Origin of the sequence: Streptomyces sp. NPDC047061 (genome assembly GCF_040643955.1) — a bacterium.
Taxonomy (GTDB): domain Bacteria; phylum Actinomycetota; class Actinomycetes; order Streptomycetales; family Streptomycetaceae; genus Streptomyces.
In genome coordinates, this window is record NZ_JBEYVI010000042.1 from 45,182 (window position 1) to 64,440 (window position 19,259).

At 71.3% G+C, this 19,259-nt stretch carries 16 protein-coding genes; 14 read left to right on the forward strand and 2 right to left on the reverse strand.

Translation table 11 applies throughout. From position 1 onward, the window contains the following. Positions 1–92: 92 nt before the first annotated feature. The 7 genes from ABZ887_RS40835 to ABZ887_RS40865 all read left to right on the forward strand — a co-directional run bounded on the left by ABZ887_RS40835 (position 93) and on the right by ABZ887_RS40865 (position 9,166). Positions 93–935 (forward strand): nitrilase-related carbon-nitrogen hydrolase, encoded by an 843-nt coding sequence (locus tag ABZ887_RS40835; protein WP_361301831.1) that lies wholly within the window; start codon positions 93–95, stop codon positions 933–935. Beyond that, entirely contained in the window at positions 932–2,215 is a 1,284-nt protein-coding gene (locus tag ABZ887_RS40840) for an aspartate aminotransferase family protein (RefSeq protein WP_361301834.1), read from the forward strand. Before ABZ887_RS40835 ends, ABZ887_RS40840 begins: the two co-directional genes overlap by 4 nt. Positions 2,216–2,403: 188 nt before the next feature. Then, positions 2,404–3,984, forward strand: a complete 1,581-nt coding sequence (locus ABZ887_RS40845; RefSeq protein ID WP_361301837.1) for a PucR family transcriptional regulator — start codon at positions 2,404–2,406, stop codon at positions 3,982–3,984. A gap of 170 nt (positions 3,985–4,154) precedes the next feature. Further along, positions 4,155–4,997 carry a nitrilase-related carbon-nitrogen hydrolase gene (locus ABZ887_RS40850; RefSeq protein WP_361301840.1) on the forward strand — a complete coding sequence of 281 codons (843 nt, stop codon included), beginning with the start codon at positions 4,155–4,157 and terminating at the stop codon, positions 4,995–4,997. Positions 4,998–5,078: 81 nt separating this feature from the next. Then, positions 5,079–6,482, forward strand: coding sequence for a dihydropyrimidinase (gene hydA / locus ABZ887_RS40855; protein ID WP_361301843.1), 1,404 nt, complete (start codon positions 5,079–5,081; stop codon positions 6,480–6,482). A gap of 11 nt (positions 6,483–6,493) precedes the next feature. Further along, on the forward strand, positions 6,494–7,513 hold the full coding sequence (locus tag ABZ887_RS40860) for a TIGR03842 family LLM class F420-dependent oxidoreductase (protein WP_361301846.1): 1,020 nt from the start codon (positions 6,494–6,496) through the stop codon (positions 7,511–7,513). A 132-nt stretch (positions 7,514–7,645) separates the two neighbouring features. Further along, entirely contained in the window at positions 7,646–9,166 is a 1,521-nt protein-coding gene (locus tag ABZ887_RS40865; protein WP_361301849.1) for an NCS1 family nucleobase:cation symporter-1, read from the forward strand. A gap of 37 nt (positions 9,167–9,203) precedes the next feature. On the opposite strand, the gene ABZ887_RS40870 is transcribed toward ABZ887_RS40865, so the two are convergent. After that, complete coding sequence (locus tag ABZ887_RS40870; protein WP_361301852.1) at positions 9,204–9,887, reverse strand: hypothetical protein; 684 nt, start codon at positions 9,885–9,887, stop codon at positions 9,204–9,206. 260 nt (positions 9,888–10,147) lie between these two features. Next, positions 10,148–10,417 (reverse strand): GlsB/YeaQ/YmgE family stress response membrane protein, encoded by a 270-nt coding sequence (locus tag ABZ887_RS40875; RefSeq protein WP_361301855.1) that lies wholly within the window; start codon positions 10,415–10,417, stop codon positions 10,148–10,150. 258 nt (positions 10,418–10,675) lie between these two features. Here ABZ887_RS40875 and ABZ887_RS40880 point away from each other — a divergent pair, with 258 nt between their 5' ends. The 7 genes from ABZ887_RS40880 to ABZ887_RS40910 all read left to right on the forward strand — a co-directional run bounded on the left by ABZ887_RS40880 (position 10,676) and on the right by ABZ887_RS40910 (position 19,156). Beyond that, a complete protein-coding gene (locus ABZ887_RS40880; protein ID WP_361301857.1) occupies positions 10,676–11,038 on the forward strand; it encodes a metalloregulator ArsR/SmtB family transcription factor in 363 nt (120 codons plus the stop codon). 227 nt (positions 11,039–11,265) lie between these two features. Then, positions 11,266–12,963 carry an LCP family protein gene (locus ABZ887_RS40885; protein ID WP_361301860.1) on the forward strand — a complete coding sequence of 566 codons (1,698 nt, stop codon included), beginning with the start codon at positions 11,266–11,268 and terminating at the stop codon, positions 12,961–12,963. A 119-nt stretch (positions 12,964–13,082) separates the two neighbouring features. Continuing rightward, on the forward strand, positions 13,083–14,903 hold the full coding sequence (locus ABZ887_RS40890; RefSeq protein ID WP_361301863.1) for a gamma-glutamyltransferase: 1,821 nt from the start codon (positions 13,083–13,085) through the stop codon (positions 14,901–14,903). Positions 14,904–15,034: 131 nt separating this feature from the next. Then, positions 15,035–15,883 carry an inositol monophosphatase family protein gene (locus tag ABZ887_RS40895; protein WP_361301866.1) on the forward strand — a complete coding sequence of 283 codons (849 nt, stop codon included), beginning with the start codon at positions 15,035–15,037 and terminating at the stop codon, positions 15,881–15,883. An 84-nt stretch (positions 15,884–15,967) separates the two neighbouring features. After that, positions 15,968–17,377, forward strand: coding sequence for an NAD(P)/FAD-dependent oxidoreductase (locus ABZ887_RS40900; RefSeq protein WP_361301869.1), 1,410 nt, complete (start codon positions 15,968–15,970; stop codon positions 17,375–17,377). Continuing rightward, the gene (locus ABZ887_RS40905; RefSeq protein ID WP_361301872.1) at positions 17,374–17,883 is read left to right on the forward strand and encodes an O-acetyl-ADP-ribose deacetylase; all 510 of its coding nucleotides are present in this window, start codon (positions 17,374–17,376) and stop codon (positions 17,881–17,883) included. Before ABZ887_RS40900 ends, ABZ887_RS40905 begins: the two co-directional genes overlap by 4 nt. Positions 17,884–18,274: 391 nt before the next feature. Beyond that, the gene (locus ABZ887_RS40910; RefSeq protein WP_361301875.1) at positions 18,275–19,156 is read left to right on the forward strand and encodes a YhjD/YihY/BrkB family envelope integrity protein; all 882 of its coding nucleotides are present in this window, start codon (positions 18,275–18,277) and stop codon (positions 19,154–19,156) included. The last annotated feature ends 103 nt before the right edge of the window (positions 19,157–19,259 follow it).

A 19,259-nucleotide genomic window follows, 5' to 3' on the forward strand; every position in this document is an offset into this window, starting at 1 on the left:
GCGATCGACTCGGCGGCTTAACGACGATGGTCTTGGCAAGGACTTCGAGGAGGCTTACTTTCGACCCTCTACGGGCGTAGAAGGAGCAGCTCATGGCCAACGTCGTACGCGCCGCTCTGGTCCAGGCCACCTGGACCGGCGACACCGAGTCCATGGTGGCGAAACACGAGGTGTACGCCCGCGAGGCGGCCCGCCGAGGCGCGAAGATCATCGGATTTCAGGAGGTCTTCAACGCCCCCTACTTCTGCCAGGTCCAGGAACCCGAGCACTACCGCTGGGCCGAACCGGTCCCGGACGGCCCCACCACCCGTCGTATGCAGGAACTCGCGCGCGAGACCGGCATGGTGATCGTCGTCCCGGTCTTCGAGGTGGAGCAGTCCGGCTTCTACTACAACACCGCCGCCGTGATCGACGCCGACGGCACCGTCCTCGGCAAGTACCGCAAGCACCACATCCCGCAGGTCAAGGGCTTCTGGGAGAAGTACTACTTCAAGCCCGGGAACGCCGGCTGGCCGGTCTTCGACACCGCCGTCGGCAAGGTCGGCGTGTACATCTGCTACGACCGCCACTTCCCGGAGGGCTGGCGGCAACTCGGCCTCAACGGCGCCCAGCTGGTCTACAACCCGTCGGCCACCTCACGCGGCCTGTCGGCCTACCTCTGGCAGCTGGAGCAGCCGGCCGCCGCCGTCGCCAACGAGTACTTCGTCGCCGCCATCAACCGGGTCGGTCAGGAGGAGTACGGGGACAACGATTTCTACGGGACGAGCTATTTCGTCGATCCACGTGGGCAGTTCGTGGGGGAGGTCGCGAGCGACAAGGGCGAGGAACTCGTCGTCCGTGACCTCGACTTCGACCTGATCGAAGAAGTGCGGCAGCAGTGGGCCTTCTACCGCGACCGCCGTCCCGATGCCTACGAAGGGCTGGTACAGCCGTGAACGACCTCTTCGCCCGCCACCGCCAGGTCCTGCCCGACTGGCTCGCGCTCTACTACGACGAGCCCCTGGAGATCACCCACGGCGAGGGACGGCACGTCTGGGACGCGAACGGCAACCGCTACCTCGACTTCTTCGGCGGCATCCTTACCACGATGACCGCGCACGCGCTCCCCGAGGTGACGAAGGCGGTGAGCGAGCAGGCCGGCCGGATCATCCACTCCTCCACGCTCTACCTCAACCGCCCCATGGTCGAACTGGCCGAGCGGATCGCGCAGTTGAGCGGCATCCCGGACGCCCGGGTCTTCTTCACCACCTCCGGCACCGAGGCCAACGACACGGCCCTGCTGCTCGCGACCACCTACCGCCGCACCAACACCGTCCTGGCGATGCGCAACAGCTACCACGGCCGCTCCTTCAGCGCCGTCGGCATCACCGGCAACAAGGGCTGGTCCCCGACCTCCCTCTCCCCGCTGCAGACGCTGTACGTCCACGGCGGCGTCCGTACCCGCGGCCCGTTCGCCGAGCTGAACGACCGCGACTTCATCGAGGCCTGCGTCGACGACCTGCGCGACCTCCTCGGCCACACCCGCCCCCCGGCCGCGCTGATCGCCGAACCCATCCAGGGCGTCGGCGGCTTCACCTCCCCGCCCGACGGGCTGTACGCGGCCTTCCGCAAGGTCCTCCAGGAGCAGGGCATCCTCTGGATCGCCGACGAGGTGCAGACCGGCTGGGGCCGCACCGGCGAGCACTTCTGGGGCTGGCAGGCACACGGCCAGAGCGGCCCGCCGGACATCCTCACCTTCGCCAAGGGCATCGGCAACGGCAGCTCCATCGGGGGCGTGGTGGCCCGCGCCGAGATCATGAACTGCCTGGACTCCAACAGCATCTCGACGTTCGGCGGCACCCAGATCACCATGGCGGCGGGCCTCGCCAACCTGTCCTACCTCCTGGAACACGACCTCCAGGGCAACGCCCGCCGCGTCGGCGGCCTCCTCATCGAACGCCTCCGCGCGGTCGCCGCCCAGCTGCCCGGCGTGCGCGAGATCCGGGGCCGCGGCCTGATGATCGGCATCGAACTCGTCAAGCCCGGCACCGACGAGGCCGACCCCAAGTCCGCGTCCACCATCCTGGAAGCGGCCCGCGAGGCCGGCCTCCTCATCGGCAAGGGCGGCGGCCACAACACGAGCGCGTTGCGCATCGCCCCGCCACTGTCCCTGACGGTGGCCGAGGCGGAGGAGGGCGCGGCCATCCTCGAACAGGCGTTGAGGAGTGCCTACTAGGCGCCCTGCCGGAGGCGCCGTGACCTGCCTGTGTCGGCTGCGGCGCCGTCGTGGCTGGTCGCGCAGTTCCCCGCGCCCCTGAAGGGGCGCTGCCTGAGGCCCCGTAAGGGGCGCGGGGAACTGCGCGACCAGCCCCCACCGGGCCCGCAGCTCCGAACGCACCGATCCAGACCAAGGGACCACGCAAGATGACCGCCACTTGGGATCCCCCGAAGTCCACCGACCCCATACTGTCGGTCCGTCAGATTCTGTGTCTGGAGCGGGTTCTCGCCGGTGATCCCGAGGTGGTCGCCGGCGCCGCGCACCTCGACCGCCCCGTCCGCTGGGTGCACGTCGCCGAGGCCCCCGACGTCGGCGTCATGCTCACCGGCGGCGAAATGGTCCTCACCACCGGCGTCCTGCTCGCCGGCGACGAGCACAAGCAGGCCGAGTACATCCAGTCCCTGCACCGGGCCGAGGCCGCCGCGGTCGTCCTCGGTCTCGGCCGTGCCTTCCCCGCACCCCCCGACGCCATGCGCCGCGCAGCGGACCGCTGCGGGCTTCCCCTGGTGGTCCTGCACCGCCCCTTCCCCTTCGCCGAGCTGACGGAGGAGGTCCAGTCCCGCCTGGTCCGCAGCAAGTTCGCCGCCGTCAGCCTCTCCGAGGCCGTCCGTACCGCCCTCACCGGACTCATCACGGCCGGCGCCCCCCTCCAACGGCTCCTCGACGAAGTCGCCGTGCACAGCGCCTGCCCGGTCGTCGTCACCAACCTCGCCCACCGGGTCCTCGCCACCGCGGGGGAGCGCTCGGCCGTCGACGACGTGCTGCGGGACTGGGAGCGCATCGCCCGGCAGGCCGGCGGCGGCACCGGCGACGGCTGGATCCGCGCCGAGCTCGGCGGACGCGGAGAGCGCTGGGGCCAGATCATGCTGTGCGGCTACCGCGGCGACACCGCCACCGGACGGCTGCTCGCGGACCGGGCCGCCGAGGCGCTCGTGCTGCACCGCATGCTCGGCGGCGGCTCCGCCCACACCTGGGAGGAACAGTCCGCGCAGAGCCTGCTGACCGACCTGGTCTCCGGGGTCGTACCGGCACGGCAGCTGCTGCCCAGGGCCCGGGCGGCCGGATTGCCGGTCAACCGGCGGACCTTCGTACCCCTGGTGGTACGGGACAGTGAACCGGCCCAACTCGAAAGAATCCTGCGCCTGTTGGGCCTGCCCGGCCTGGTCGCCGAGCTCACCGAGCGCACCACCGCCGTCCTCCTCAGCCTCGCCCGCGACCAGGACGCGGATGCGCTGGCCGCCCACTTCGCCGCCCGGCTGCACGGTGAGTCGGTGGGGCCCCGGGGCGTGGTCGCCGCCGCGGGCTCCCGTACCGCCTGGGACGACGTGCCCGCCGGGCTGCGCGAGGCCCAGCACGTGGCCGACGCGGTCGCCGACTCGACCGCCGCCCTCGACCTGCCGACCGTCGTACGGCTCAAGGACGTACACCTGCGGGGCCTGGTCCGGCTGCTGCGCGACGATCCGCACGTGCAGTCCTTCGCCGAGCGCGAGCTGGACGGACTGCTCTGCGGAACGGGCACCGACCAGGGCCTGCTGGGCGTGTTGCGGACCTACCTCGCCACCGGCCGCAACAAGTCCCGCACCGCCCAGCTCCACCATGTCTCGCGGCCCGCGCTGTACCGCCGGCTGGAGGCGATACAGGGCAGGCTCGGCGTCGACCTCGACGACTTCGAGCAGGCCGCCTCCGTGCACATCGCACTCCTCGCGCACGACGCGCAACAGCAGTGAAACATGCCACGACCTGGGAAAACGGCGGTGAAACATGGGCCAACGGCAGCGTGACACGGTGCAACGCCGGGCGCCCGCAGACGTGACACGATGGCACTCAAAGCCTGCTTTCGGGCTTTCTAGGCTCCTCGCACATCGAGCGACACACGCCCGAGCGACCGGAGGTCCCGATGAGCCGAGTGATTCGTGCCGCCCTTTTCCAGACCGCCTGGACCGGCGACAAGGAATCGATGATCCAGGTCCACGAGCAGGCGGCCCGCGACGCGGCCGCGCAGGGCGCCCAGGTCCTGTGCTTCCAGGAGCTGTTCTACGGGCCCTACTTCTGCCAGGTCCAGGACAAGGCGTTCTACGAGTACGCCGAACAGGTTCCCGACGGCCCGATCGTCCAGCGTTTCCAGGCCCTCGCCCGCGAACTGGGCCTCGTCCTGATCCTGCCGGTGTACGAGGAGGAGCAGCCCGGCGTCCTCTACAACACCGCCGCCGTGATCGACGCCGACGGCTCGTACCTCGGCAAGTACCGCAAGCACCACATCCCCCAGGTCCCCGGTTTCTGGGAGAAGTTCTACTTCCGCCCGGGGAACGCCGGCTGGCCGATCTTCGAGACGGCCGTCGGGAAGATCGGCGTGTACATCTGCTACGACCGTCACTTCCCGGAGGGCTGGCGGGCGTTGGGTCTCGCCGGTGCCGAGATCGTCTTCAACCCGTCGGCCACCTCGCGCGGACTCTCCCGCTACCTCTGGCAGTTGGAGCAGCCGGCGGCGGCCGTCGCCAACGAGTACTTCGTCGGTGCGATCAACCGGGTCGGCGTCGAGGACCTCGGCGACAACGACTTCTACGGGACCTCGTACTTCGTGGACCCGGAGGGCCAGTTCGCCGGCGAGGTGGCCTCCGACAAGGAGACCGAACTGGTCGTCCGCGACCTGGACCTGGCCAAGCTCCGCGAGGTCCGCGACCGCTGGCAGTTCTTCCGGGACCGCCGCCCGGACGCGTACGACTCGATCACAGCGCCCTAGCTGTAGCGCCCCGCCAGGGGCGCGGGGAACTGCGCGACCAGCCACGTCGGACCCGCACATGACCACGAAGGAGAGGACCCCATGACCGGCCGGACAGTAATCCGTGGCGGACTCGTCATCACCGCGTCCGACGAGATCCACGCCGACGTCCTGATCGAGGACGGCCGCATCGCCGCCCTCGGGGCGACCGGCACCCCCGCCGCCGAGGCCTTCACCGCCGAGCGGACCATCGACGCCACCGGCAAGTACGTCATCCCGGGCGGTGTCGACGCCCACACCCACATGGAGCTGCCGTTCGGCGGCACCTTCGCCTCCGACACCTTCGAGACCGGCACCCGGGCCGCCGCCTGGGGCGGTACGACCACCATCGTCGACTTCGCCGTGCAGAGCGTCGGGCACAGTCTGCGCGAGGGCCTGGACGCCTGGCACGCCAAGGCCGAGGGCAACTGCGCGATCGACTACGGCTTCCACATGATCGTCTCCGACGTGAACCAGGAGACGCTCAAGGAGATGGACCTCCTCGTCGAGGAAGGTGTCACCTCCTTCAAGCAGTTCATGGCCTACCCCGGCGTCTTCTACTCCGACGACGGCCAGATCCTGCGCGCCATGCAGCGCTCCGCCGAGAACGGCGGCCTGATCATGATGCACGCCGAGAACGGCATCGCCATCGACGTGCTGGTGGAACAGGCGCTGGCCCGCGGGGAGACCGACCCCCGCTACCACGGCGAGGTCCGCAAGGCGCTCCTCGAAGCCGAGGCAACGCACCGGGCCATCAAGCTCGCCCAGGTCGCCGGCGCCCCGCTCTACGTCGTGCACGTCTCCGCGATGGAGGCGGTCGCCGAGCTGGCCCGCGCCCGCGACGAGGGGCTCCCGGTCTTCGGCGAGACCTGTCCCCAGTACCTCTTCCTCTCCACCGACAACCTCGCCGAGCCCGACTTCGAGGGCTCGAAGTACGTGTGCTCGACGCCGCTGCGTCCCAAGGAGCACCAGGCCAAGCTCTGGCAGGGCCTCAGGACCAACGACCTCCAGGTCGTCTCCACCGACCACTGCCCCTTCTGCTTCGTCGGCCAGAAGGAACTGGGCCGCGGCGACTTCTCGAAGATCCCCAACGGCCTGCCCGGCGTCGAGAACCGGATGGACCTGCTGCACCAGGCCGTCGTCGACGGTCACATCTCGCGCCGCCGCTGGATCGAGATCGCCTGTGCGAGCCCGGCCCGGATGTTCGGCATGTATCCGAAGAAGGGCACCATCACCCCGGGTGCCGACGCGGACGTCGTCATCTACGACCCGCATGCGGAGCAGGTCGTCTCCGCCGAGACCCACCACATGAACGTCGACTACTCGGCGTACGAGGGCAAGCGGCTCACCGGCCGGGTCGAGACGGTCCTCTCGCGCGGCGTACCCGTCATCACCGAGCGGGAGTACACCGGACACGCCGGGCACGGCGTCTACACCCCGCGCTCCACCTGTCAGTACCTCAACTAGGAGAGGCGCCCATGGACTTCGGACTCGTCCTGCAGACCGACCCGCCGGCCTCCCGGGTCATCAGCCTGATGAAACGGGCCGAACGCAACGGCTTCAGCTACGGCTGGACCTTCGACTCCGCCGTGCTCTGGCAGGAGCCGTTCGTGATCTACAGTCAGATCCTGGCCAACACCAGCAAGTTGACGGTCGGGCCGATGGTCACCAACCCGGGCACCCGTACCTGGGAGGTCACCGCCTCCACCTTCGCCACCCTCAACGACATGTTCGGCAACCGCACGGTCTGCGGCATCGGCCGCGGCGACTCCGCGATGCGGGTGGCCGGCCGCAAGCCCAACACCCTCGCCCGGATCAGCGAGGCCATGAAGGTGATCCGCGCCCTCGGCGGCGGCGGCGAGGCCGACCTGGGCGGCACGGTGATCAGGTTCCCGTGGATCAAGCCGGGCGCCCAGCTCCCGGTCTGGATGGCCGCGTACGGCCCGAAGGCCCTGAAGATGACCGGTGAGGAGGCCGACGGGTTCATCCTCCAGCTCTCCGACCTCTACCTCACCGAGTACATGGTCAAGGCGGTGAAGGACGCGGCCGTGGCCGCCGGACGCGACCCGTCCGAGGTGACCATCTGCGTCGCCGCCCCGGCCTATGTCACCGAGGACGACTCGCCCGAGGCCCTCGCCCACGCCCGCGACCAGTGCCGCTGGTTCGGCGGCATGGTCGGCAACCACGTCGCCGACCTCGTCTCCAAGTACGGCGAGCACTCCGCCGCCGTACCCGACGAACTCACCGACTACATCAAGGCCCGCCAGGGGTACGACTATTCGCATCACGGTCGCGCGGACAACCCCGACACCGAGTTCGTACCCGACGAGATCGTCGACCGCTTCTGCGTCATCGGCCCGGCGGAGAAGCACATCGAAAAGCTGAACGCCCTGCGTGAGCTGGGCGTCGACCAGTTCGCCGTCTACGACATGCACGACGCCCAGGAGGCCACCATCGACGCGTACGGGACGAAGGTCATCCCGGCCGTCAACGGCTAGCCCACACCTGGCAGTTGGTCTCCCCCTTCCCGCCGTCCCGGGAAGGGGGTCAGGGCGCCGCCCCACCCGCGTACCCCCCCCGCCCCGCCCGCACGGCCTTTCCCGTCCCACCTCACCCCGATTGGCCTGCCCATGACCGACACCGCTCCCTCGGCCATACCCATCTCCGGTCAAGTCTCCCTCCCCGACGGGCGCGTCGAGCTCACCCCGGGCTCCCCGCCGCCGAGCGGTCCGTACGCCAACGAGGACCTGCTGCCGGTCCCCGTCGAGAAGCGCACCTGGACCACGTACAACTTCACCGCGCTCTGGGTCGGCATGGCCCACAACACGGCGTCCTGGACCCTGGCCTCCGGGCTCATCGCGGTCGGCATGGACTGGAAACAGGCCGTGTTCACCATCGCCCTCGCCAACCTGATCGTCCTCGTCCCGATGCTGCTCACCGGGCACGCCGGACCCAAGTACGGCATCCCCTTCCCGGTCTTCGCCCGCGCCTCCTTCGGCGTGCGCGGCGCCAACCTCCCCGCCGTCGTGCGGGCGCTGGTGGCCTGCGGCTGGTTCGGCATCCAGACCTGGATCGGCGGCGAGGCCATCTACTTCCTCGCCGGCAAGCTGATCGGCGACAGCTGGGCCAACGCCTCGCACATCGGCGGCTACGCCTGGACCATGTGGCTGTCGTTCCTGCTCTTCTGGGTGCTCCAGGTCGCGATCATCTACCGGGGCATGGACACCATCCGCCGCTTCGAGAACTGGGCCGCGCCCTTCGTGATCGTCGGCGCCGTGGTGATGCTGATCTGGATGAGCAACAAGGCCGGCGGCCTCGGCCCGCTCTTCGACCAGCCCTCCAAGCTCGGCTGGGGCGGCGGCTTCTGGAAGATCTTCTGGCCGTCCCTGATGGGCATGATCGGCTTCTGGTCGACGCTGTCGCTGAACATCCCCGACTTCACCCGGTACGGCAAGAGCCAGAAGGCACAGACCTGGGGCCAGGCCCTCGGCCTGCCCACCACCATGACCCTCTTCGCCTTCCTCTCCGTCCTGGTGACCTCCGGCTCGCAGGCCGTGTACGGGCAGCCGGTCTGGGACCCGGTACAGCTCGCCGCGAAGACGGACAACGTGGTCGGCCTGCTCTACGCCCTGGTCACCGTCCTCGTCGCGACGCTCTCCGTGAACATCGCGGCCAACCTGGTCTCGCCCGCCTTCGACTTCTCCAACATCGCGCCCCGGAAGATCAGTTTCCGCACCGGCGCCCTGGCCACCTGCGTCCTCGGCGTGCTGATCTTCCCGTGGAAGCTGTACTCCGACCCGCAGGGGTACATCTTCACCTGGCTCGGCCTGGTCGGCGGTCTGCTCGGCACGGTCGCCGGCATCCTCATCGCCGACTACTGGATCCTGCGCCGCACCCGCCTCGACCTGACCGACCTGTACCGCACGGGCGGCCGTTACTGGTACGACGGCGGCTGGAACTGGCGGGCGGTCCTCGCCTTCCTCGTCGGCGGCATCCTCGCGGTCGGCGGCGCCAGCTTCAAACCGCTGATCGACGGGCGCCCCATCCCGGCCCTGTCCTCGCTCGCCGACTACGGCTGGGCGGTGGGCCTCGGTACGTCCCTGGTGCTGTACCTGGGGCTGACCCTGCTGGTGCCGCCCAAGGAGGCGTGAGGGCGAGCAGTACACGCGCGAAGGGCGGCCGGTCCGGTTACTGGCTGCCCTTCAGCGCGGTCACCGCGCTCTTCGCCGCCTGGATGGCACCCTTGTTGATCACGTCGGTGCTGGGCGCCTTCTTGGACTCGAAGTCGCTGCCGTTGTAGGTGACGACCACCAGCGCGTTGGAGACCTGGGCCAGCACCACGCCCTCACGGGTCTGCTGCTTGTCCTCGGTGGTGAGGTTCACGACCGAGTAGCCGTTGTCGCCGAGCCCCGGCACCGCTCCGCCGCCGCTCTTCTCGGCGACCCGGTCCTTGTACTCCTTCGCGGCCGCCGCGTTCGTGTCCATGATCTCGAAGGAGACGTCGAGCCAGCGGTAGTCGTACCCCTTGAGCGCGTTCCAGGAGCAGGTGCGGCGCAGCTTGGTGTCCGTGGAGGGGATCTCCTTGCCGGCCGTCTTCGCGCCGGGCACCAGCGACTTGATGGTGGCCACCGGGATGCTCCCGCAGGGGGCGGGGGCGGCGGAGTACGTCTTGGTGGCCGCCGTCGAGGCGGAGGACGTCGAGGGGGAGTCGCTCCCCGACTGGCCGGCCGTCTGCTGGGCCGAGGTGTCACCGGAGGTGCCGGCGGACGTCGTCGTGTCCGGGCCCGACGCCATCACCCAGCCCGCACAGGCGAGCACGGCGACCGGCGTCAGGCGCGCGGTGAGGGCGAGCGGCAGTGGAAGAGAACGCAAGTCGCACTTCTCGCTGGGGGACGGTGTGCGGAGGAGTCCACACTGCGGACGGGACGCCAGTTTCACACGAGTCCCTGTGGGGCGGAAGTGGAATCGATGCCTTGCCTGTGGGGCGTCCCCGGCGCCTGGTTGACGGTGGCCGGGGGCCGTCCCCCTACATCCGGAATGTCGTGCGTCCGCGGTCCCTGTACATCCGGAATGTCGTGACTGCAGCCGGCCTTCGAGGGTGACCGGAGTCACCGTCGCACCGGTCCGGTGTCTCAGGCGCGGCGCGAGTCGCCGAACAGGATCCGGTAGCCGATCAGCAGGACCAGGGAGCCGGCGATCGCGGCGCCCCAGGTGTAGAGGTCGAAGAAGTGGTTCTCGACCGGGCGGTCGAGGAAGCGGGCCGAGAGCCAGCCGCCCACGAAGGCGCCCGCGACGCCGATGAGGGTGGTGCCGATCAGGCCGCCCGGGTCGCGGCCGGGCAGCAGGACCTTGGCGATGGCTCCGGCGAGGAGACCCAGGACGATCCAGCCGATGATGCCCACGTTCGTTGTCCTCCAGTGCGAATGCTGCGTTTGCCGCGTTACGGGTGCTACTCCGCTGAGTTGCGTTGTTGCGCAAGCTTATGAACGGCGGTGGCCGCAGGCCATGCCTGGCGTCGAGCCGTCGATGATCTGTCACCCGCTCATGACAATGCGGGGAACACGTGGCGGACATTGCGGGGAGGCCGTGTCGGGAGCGGTGACCGCACGCCTACACTGAGTGGGCGTCTGTGCGGAGGCTGTGATGGGAGGGAGCGGGCTGTGGGGGAGGACATCGGGGGCTTCACGGACCCCTCCGACGGGGTGCTGACGGAGGCGGCCGCGGTGTTCGGGCTGCTCGCCTCGCCGGCCCGGCTGCACATCATGTGGGCGCTGTCCCAGGGCGAGAGCGACGTGACACGCCTCGCCGACCGGGTCGGCGGCGCCCTGCTGGCGGTCAGCCAGCACCTGGCCAAGCTCAAGCTGGCCGGTCTGGTGCGGTCCCGGCGGGAGGGGCGGCGGCAGGTCTACTACGTGGACGATCCGGACATCGTGACCGTGGTGCGGGTGACCGTCGGGCAGCTGACCGCCCGCTCCCACCAGGCCCCGGCGCCGGTGCGGAGGTTGTACGAGGCCGGTGTCTGACCGCGCGGACACGGAGCGGTGCGCGAGGGCGGACGGTGCGTGTGTCCCGGAGGTTTCATGAGATCCCTCACCTGTGAATTCGGGTGGGGTCTGTGCTGTCGGGGCTGTGGGTTTGTTAGATTGCGCAATCACGCAACCCAAGTGGGCCCACCCCGCGGCGGCCAGTGTTCCGCCGCGTACGCCCGACCGTACCCGCAGACGGACCCGACCGTTCATGGGAGTGGAAGATGACCGACCCGTGGGACGGCCCGGGAGGCCAGGCCACACGCAGCCGCACCGACCGGGTGCCCGGACAGCGTGGGTCCCTGCCCGACGGGACGCGGCCGACCGGCGGCCGGGCCGCCGCCCGGCAGGCGGCCAAGACCCGCGGCAGCAGGGGCTCCCGGCGGGCCAGACAGGCGGGCCGCGGCAGGCGGGTCCTGAAGATCCTCGGCCTGGTCACGGCCGTCCTGGTCCTGGTCACGGCAGGCGCCGGCTGGTGGTTCTACCAGCACCTCAACGGCAACATCAACAGCGTCTCCCTCGACGGCAAGGGCGGCACCGAGAAGGCCGACGCCTTCGGCCGCACCCCGATCAACATCCTGGTGATCGGCTCGGACGCCCGCACCAGCAAGACCGACTGCAAGCTCGGCGGCGGCTGCAAGGAGACCGGCGTACAGAGCGGCAACGGCAACGCGGACGTGGAGATGGTCGTCCACATATCCGCCGACCGCTCCAACGCCACGGTCATGAGCATCCCGCGCGACACCATGGTCGACGTCCCGGCCTGCAAGGACACCGAGAACAACACCTCCACGTCGGGCTACTACGGCCAGGTCAACAGCGCCCTCCAGTACGGGCCCGCCTGCCAGGTCGACACCATCCACCAGCTCACCGGCATCCCCATCGACCACTTCGTCAAGCTGGACTTCTCCGGCGTGGTCAAGATGTCCGACGCGGTCGGCGGTGTCTCGGTGTGCGTCAACTCCAACGTGTACGACACCTACTCGCACCTGAAGCTGTCCAAGGGCACCCACACCCTCAAGGGCGAGGCGGCGCTGGAGTTCGTCCGCTCCCGGCACGGCTTCGGCGACGGCAGCGACCTCGGCCGTACCGTCTCCCAGCACATCTTCCTCAGCGCGATGATCCGCAAGTTCAAGAGCGCGGGCACCCTCACCGACCCCACCGCCGTATACAACCTCGCGGACGCCGCCACCAAGGCGCTCACCGTGGACGAGAAACTGGGCAGCGTCAAGAAGCTGATCTCGCTCGCGGCCGACGTGAACAAGGTCCCCACCAAGCGGATGACCTTCACCACCATGCAGACCGCGCCCGACCCGAACAACAGCAACCGGGTCGTGGTCGGCGAGGGCGCCAAGGACCTGTTCGCCACCATGGCCAACGACCAGTCGCTGACCACCAGTTCGGGCAAGAAGTCGTCCGCGGCCTCGGCGACCGCGAAGCCGACGGCCACCGCGACCGTCCCCGCGTCCCAGATCGCCGTGACCGTCGAGAACGGCACCGACATCACGGGCCGCGCCTCCGCCATCGCCAACTCCCTGATCTCGCAGGGCTTCAGCACCGGCACGAGCACGGCCAACGCCCCGAACTCCGCGACCACCACCACCCTGACCTACGGCAGCGGCGACAAGGCCGAGGCGCAGACCGTCGCGAAGGCCCTCGACCTGCCCAGCTCGCACGTCAAGTCGGGCAGCGGCACCGGCGTCACCCTGGTGATCGGCAGCGACTGGACGACCGGCACCTCCTTCCCGGCGAGCGCCGGCGACACCAAGGCGGCCGTCGCCAACGCCAACGCCTCGACCGCCAGCGACTCCAAGACCTGCGCCAAGGTCAGCCAGTACAAGACGGTCAGCCTCAACGGGATCGCGATGACACCGGCCCAGGCGTACGCGGCGGCGACCAACAAGCCCGACTCGGACAAGTAGGGACGCCAAGCAGGGACGCGGGAGAGGCGGGCCCCCGGGAGGGGGTTCGCCTCGCCACGGCCGTGAAAGCATGTAACCGCCAGACACCTGGCCCGGCCGTGCGCACAGCGAGGTGACCGATGCAGTTCACCACCCGTCCGACCCTCCAGGGCACCTTCGGCATGGTGTCGTCCACGCACTGGCTGGCCTCCCAGTCGGCCATGGCCGTCCTGGAGAACGGCGGCAACGCGTACGACGCGGCCGTCGCCGGCGCCTTCGTCCTGCACGTGGTCGAGCCGCACCTCAACGGCCCGGCCGGCGAGGTGCCGATCCTGCTCGCCCCGGCCGGCGGCGAGGTGCGGGTGCTGTGCGGCCAGGGCGTGGCCCCGGCCGGCGCCACCGTCGCCCACTACCGCGGGCTCGGCCTCGACCTCGTCCCCGGCACCGGCCCGCTGGCCGCGGCCGTCCCCGGCGCCTTCGACGCCTGGCTGCTCCTGCTGCGCGACCACGGCAGCAAGCCGCTGGACGAGGTCCTCGCGTACGCCGTCGGGTACGCCGAGCACGGGCACCCGCCCGTGGAGAACGTGGGCGCGACGGTGGAGAGCGTCCGCAAGCTGTTCGAGACCGAGTGGACGTCCTCGGCCGAGCTCTACCTGCCCGGCGGCCGGGCGCCCCGCACCGGCGAGCTCTTCCGCAACCCCGCCCTCGCCGCCACCTGGAAACGGCTGCTCGCCGAGACCGCGGGCGCCGGGGACCGGGAGGCCCGCATCGACGCGGCCCGCGAGGTGTGGCGCACCGGCTTCATCGCCGAGGCACTGGTCCGGCAGGCCGCCCGCCCCACCATGGACACCAGCGGCACCCGGCACACCGGCACCCTCACCGCCGCCGACCTGGCCGCCTGGTCCGCGAGCTACGAGCGCCCGGTGTCGTACGAATGGAACGGCTGGACCGTGTGCAAGGCGGGCCCCTGGAGCCAGGGCCCGGCCCTCCTCCAACAGCTCGCCCTGCTGCCGCCCGACCTGCCCGCGTACGGCTCCGCCGACTACGTCCACCTCCTCGTCGAGGGCTGCAAACTCGCCATGGCCGACCGCGAGGCCTGGTACGGGGACGCGGCCGAGGTACCGCTGGCCGACCTGCTCTCCGACGCGTACAACGCCGGGCGGCGGGACCTGATCGGTGCCAAGGCCTCCGACGAGCTGCGGCCCGGCAGCCCCGGCGGGCGCGTGCCCCGGCTGCCCGGGTACGCGCGCGTGGAGGCCGGGAGGAGCGGCGTCTTCGACCCGCTGGGCGCCGGCGAGCCGACCGTCGCGCAGTTCGCCGCCGACGGCAGCACCCAGGTCGCCGCCGACGGAACCACCCGGGGCGACACCTGCCACCTGGACGTCGTCGACCGCTGGGGCAACATGGTCGCGGCCACGCCCAGCGGCGGCTGGCTCCAGTCCAACCCGGTCGTCCCCGAGCTGGGCTTCCCGCTGGGCACCCGGCTTCAGATGGCCTGGCTGGAGGAGGGACTGCCCAACTCCCTCACGCCCGGGCGGCGCCCCCGCACCACCCTCACCCCGTCGATCGCCCTGCGCGGCGGCGTCCCGGCGCTGGCCTTCGGCACGCCCGGCGGCGACCAGCAGGACCAGTGGCAGCTGCACTTCTTCCTCGCCGTCGCGCTGCGCGGCGAGGTCCGCGGCGGCCTTGACCTCCAGGGCGCGATCGACGCCCCGAACTGGCACAACGACAGCTTCCCCAGCTCCTTCTACCCGCGCGGCCGCCGCCCCGGGAGTCTGACCGTCGAGTCGCGCACGGACCCGGAGACCGTGGCGGAGCTGCGGCGGCGCGGCCACGACGTGACGGTCGGGCCGGGCTGGTCGGAGGGACGCCTGTGCGCGGTCGCGCGGGACCCGGAGACAGGGGTGCTGTCGGCGGCGGCCAACCCGCGCGGGATGCAGGGCTACGCGGTGGGACGCTGACGCCGGCCCGCTGACCTGGTACGTCCGGTGACCGCCCGCCGGACGTCGGCACCGGTTGTTCGTCCGTATTCCATGTGGCGTACATCCGACCCGTGGGGATTGTTGTCAGTGGCGCGTGCTCTCATGGAGGCATGATCGAAGCAACGGAGACCATCGACGAGTTTCTCCTCCAGCACGCCGGTGACGTCGAGGACGCCATCCGCAAGGCCGCACGGACCGAGATCCTGCCCCGCTGGCGCCGGCTCGCCGACCACGAGGTCGACCAGAAGAGCGGCCCGCACGACCTGGTGACCGACGCCGACCGGCTCGCCGAGCGGTATCTCACCGGGGAGCTCGGCGCCCTCCTGCCCGGCTCCGTCGTGGTCGGCGAGGAGGCTGTGCACGCCGACCCGGAGACGTACGACGCGCTCCAGGGCGACGCGCCGGTGTGGATAGTCGACCCGGTCGACGGCACCCGCCAGTTCGTGCGCGGCGAGGACGGCTTCTGCACCCTGGTGGCGCTCGCCCACCGGGGCGTTCTGCTCGCCTCCTGGACCTACGCCCCGGCCCGCGAGCAACTCGCCACCGCGGTACGGGGGAAGGGCGCCTTCCTCGACGGCGAGCGGCTGCTCTCCGGTGCGCCCGAGGCGGGCCGCGACCTGCGCATAGCCACCTCCCACCCGGACTACACGACCGACGCGCAGAAGCGCGCGCTGCACGCCCTGTGGACCGACGGCGTCGCCCCGCGGGCCTGCGGTTCGGCGGGTCTGGAGTATCTCGCCGTCGCCCGGGGCGAGTTGGACGCCACCGCGTTCAGTTGGGAGGCCGCCTGGGATCACGCGGCCGGGCTGCTGCTGGTCGAGGAGGCGGGCGGCGCCCACCTCACGATCGCCGGCCAACCCTTCCGGATCACGGGCGACAACGCCCTGCCGTTCACCGCGGCCCGCGACGCCGCCACCGCCCACCGGATTGTGGACCTGCTGCTGAACCCGCACTGGTGACCCGAGCGAGGGGAGTGTCAGTCCCCCGGCATATCCTGAACCCGAGTGGCCATCGGCTGACGAAGGGGTCCGAAGGTGCCGTCGATGCTCGATGCGGTCGTGGTGGGGGCGGGGCCGAACGGCCTGACGGCCGCCGTGGAGCTGGCCCGGCGCGGCTTCTCCGTGGCGCTCTTCGAGGCGAGGGACACCGTGGGCGGCGGTGCCCGCACCGAGGAGCTCACGCTCCCCGGCTTCCGGCACGACCCGTGTTCCGCGGCCCACCCGCTGGGCATCAACTCACCGGCGTTCCGCGCCCTGCCCCTGGAGCGGTACGGCCTGGAGTGGCTGCACGCGGACCTGCCGATGGCGCACCCGTTCCCCGACGGCCGCGCGGCCGTGCTGGCCCGCTCCGTCGCCGAGACCGCGGCCTCCTTCGGGCCGCGTGACGCGGGCACCTACCGCAGGCTGGTCGAGCCGTTCCTGCCCAAGTGGGACACCCTGGCCCGGGACTTCATGTCCCTGCCGCTGACCTCGCTGCCGCGCGACCCGGTCACCCTCGCCCGGTTCGGCCTGGCCGGGCTGCCGCCCGCCACCCTGCTGCTGCGCCGCTTCCGCGAGGAGCGGGCCCGCACCCTCTTCGCCGGACTCGTCGCCCACGTCATGGCCCCGCTCAGCGGCTTCGCCACCGGCGCCGTCGGCCTGGTCTTCGCGCTCGCCGCGCACGCCCGCGGCTGGCCGGTGGCCCGAGGCGGCTCCCAGGCCATCTCCGACGCCCTCGCCGCGTATCTCAAGGACCTCGGCGGCGCGATCCACACCGACTACGAGGTCAAGCGCCTCGACGACCTGCCGCCCGCGCGGTCGTACATCTTCGACACCTCGCCCACCGCCCTGGCCCGTATCGCCGGCTTCGGCACCTACTACCAGGGCTACCGGTACGGCCCGGGCGTCTTCAAGATCGACTACGCGCTGGACGGGCCGGTCCCCTGGACGGCGCCGGAGGCCCGCCGCGCCGGAACCGTGCAGATCGGCGCGGACAGCGCGGAGATCGGTACCGCCCTGCGCGCCGCCGCCCGCGAGGGCCGCGCCCCCGACCGGCCGTTCATGATCACCGTGCAGCCGAGCGTCGTGGACCCGGGCCGTGCCCCCGACGGCAAGCAGGTGTTCTGGGCCTACGCCCATGTGCCCAGCGGCTGGATCGGCGACCTCACCGAGGTGATGGAGCGTCAACTGGAGCGGTTCGCCCCGGGGTTCCGCGACCGCGTGCTGGCCCGCGCCACCGCCGGACCCGCCGAACTCGCCGCCCGCAACGCCAACTACGTCGGCGGCGACATCGGTACCGGCGCGGTCTCCGGCCTGCAGATCATGCTGCGCCCCAAGCTGTCCCTGCACCCGTACGGCACCCCGCATCCGGCCGTCTTCATCTGCTCGTCCGCCACCCCGCCCGGACCGGGCGTACACGGCATGTCGGGGCACAACGCGGCGAAGGCCGTGTGGAGGAGGTTGCGACAGTCATGACCCGTATCTCCCTCGTCCAGGGCGACATCACCCGGCAGAGCGTCGACGCCATCGTCAACGCGGCCAACTCCTCCCTGCTCGGCGGCGGAGGCGTCGACGGCGCCATCCACCGCCGCGGCGGCCCCGCCATCCTCGCGGAGTGCCGGGAGCTGCGCGCCTCGCACTACGGCAAGGGCCTGCCCACCGGACAGGCCGTCGCCACCACGGCCGGCGACCTCGACGCCCGGTGGGTCATCCACACCGTCGGCCCCGTCCACTCCCAGAGCCTGGACCGCTCCGAGCTGCTGGCCTCCTGCTACCGCGAGTCCCTGAAACGGGCCGACGAGCTGGGCGCCCGCACCGTCGCCTTCCCCGCCATCTCCACCGGCGTCTACGGCTGGCCGATGGACGACGGCGCCCGGATCGCGGTCGAGACCGTCCGGGACGCGGACACCGCCGTCGAGGAGGTGCGATTCGTGCTCTTCGACGAGCGGGCCTACGAGGCGTTCGCCCAGCAGCTGCCCTGACGGCACCGCCCGGCACCGCCCGGCACGGGGTGCCGTCGCACCGCCCGCCCCGCACCCTGGACGGCAGGGAAAGGAGCAGGCGATGCCGACCAGCGGGCGGAGACCGCAGGGCGGGTCCCGGGCAGGCGCGTCCGGGTCCGGCGGGGCGAGAGCCGGTGGGTCCGGGTCCGGTGGGTCCGGGTCCGGCGCATCCGGATCCGGCTCCGGGTCCAGCACGTCCGGGTCCGGCGTGTCCAGGGCTGGTGGGTCCGGGGCTGGCGTGTCCGGGGCTGGCAGGTCCGAGCCCAGCTCCGGGTCCGGGGGATCCGGGTCCAGCACGTCAGGGCCCGCCGCACCCGGGTCCGGTGCATCCGGGTCCGGCGCATCCGGATCCACCGCGTCCGGGGCCGGTGTGTCCCGGTGGCGGGCGCGGGCCGCGCGTCTGGTCGGCGCCGCGAAGGCCGCGCACCGGCGGGCGGAGACCCGCTTCCCGGTCGTCACGCACCTCGCCGACCGCATGGTGTCCGTGAACATCTTCGACACCGCCACCCGCCTGGCCGCCCAGTGCTTCCTGACCGCCGTCCCGCTGCTCTTCGTCTTCGCCGCGTACGCCCCGCCGGTCGTCCGGGACCAGCTGCTCCACTCCATGCGCTCGGTCTTCGGACTGTCGGGCCCGATCGACACCGGAGTCCAGCAGCTGATGCAGCCGCCGAACGAGAGCCTGCGGCAGACCACCGGCGTGGTCGGCGGCCTCATGGTGCTGATCTCGGCCACCGCCGTCAGCCGGGCCGTGCAGCGGCTGTGCAAACGCGCCTGGGAGGTCCCCCGGGGCGGCATCCGGATCGCCCCCTGGCGCTGGGTGGCCTGGCTCGCCCTGTGGATCGCCGCCCTGCTCGTGCAGGGCACGCTGCGCAACGGCTTCGGTCTGGGCGTCTGGCTGGGCGTACCGGTCACCCTCGTCTGCCAGACCGGCCTGTGGTGGTGGACGCAGCACCTGCTCCTCGGCGGCCGGATCACCTGGAGGCCCCTGCTGCCCGGCGCCCTGCTCACGGCGGCCGCCCTCACCGCCCTGGCCGCGACCGCCCAGCTGTACATGCCGAGGACGCTCGACCGCACCGTCGCCGAGTACGGCCCCGTGGGCTCCGTGTTCGTGCTGCTGTCCTGGCTGATCGTGATCTGCCTGACCGCCACCGTCAGCGTCAGCACCGGGGCGGTCCTCGCCCAGGAGCCGTTCCTCGCCACCCGCCTCGGCAGCCCGCCGCCCGGCCGGGACCCGGACGCGCAGCTGCCCTGATGCCGGGCCGCGGGCCCCCGTGCGCCCTGCGCGGCGGCGCCGACACTGGGATCCTGATCGTGTGGAGCGCCGACCACGGCCGACCGGACCCGGGAGGTGATCT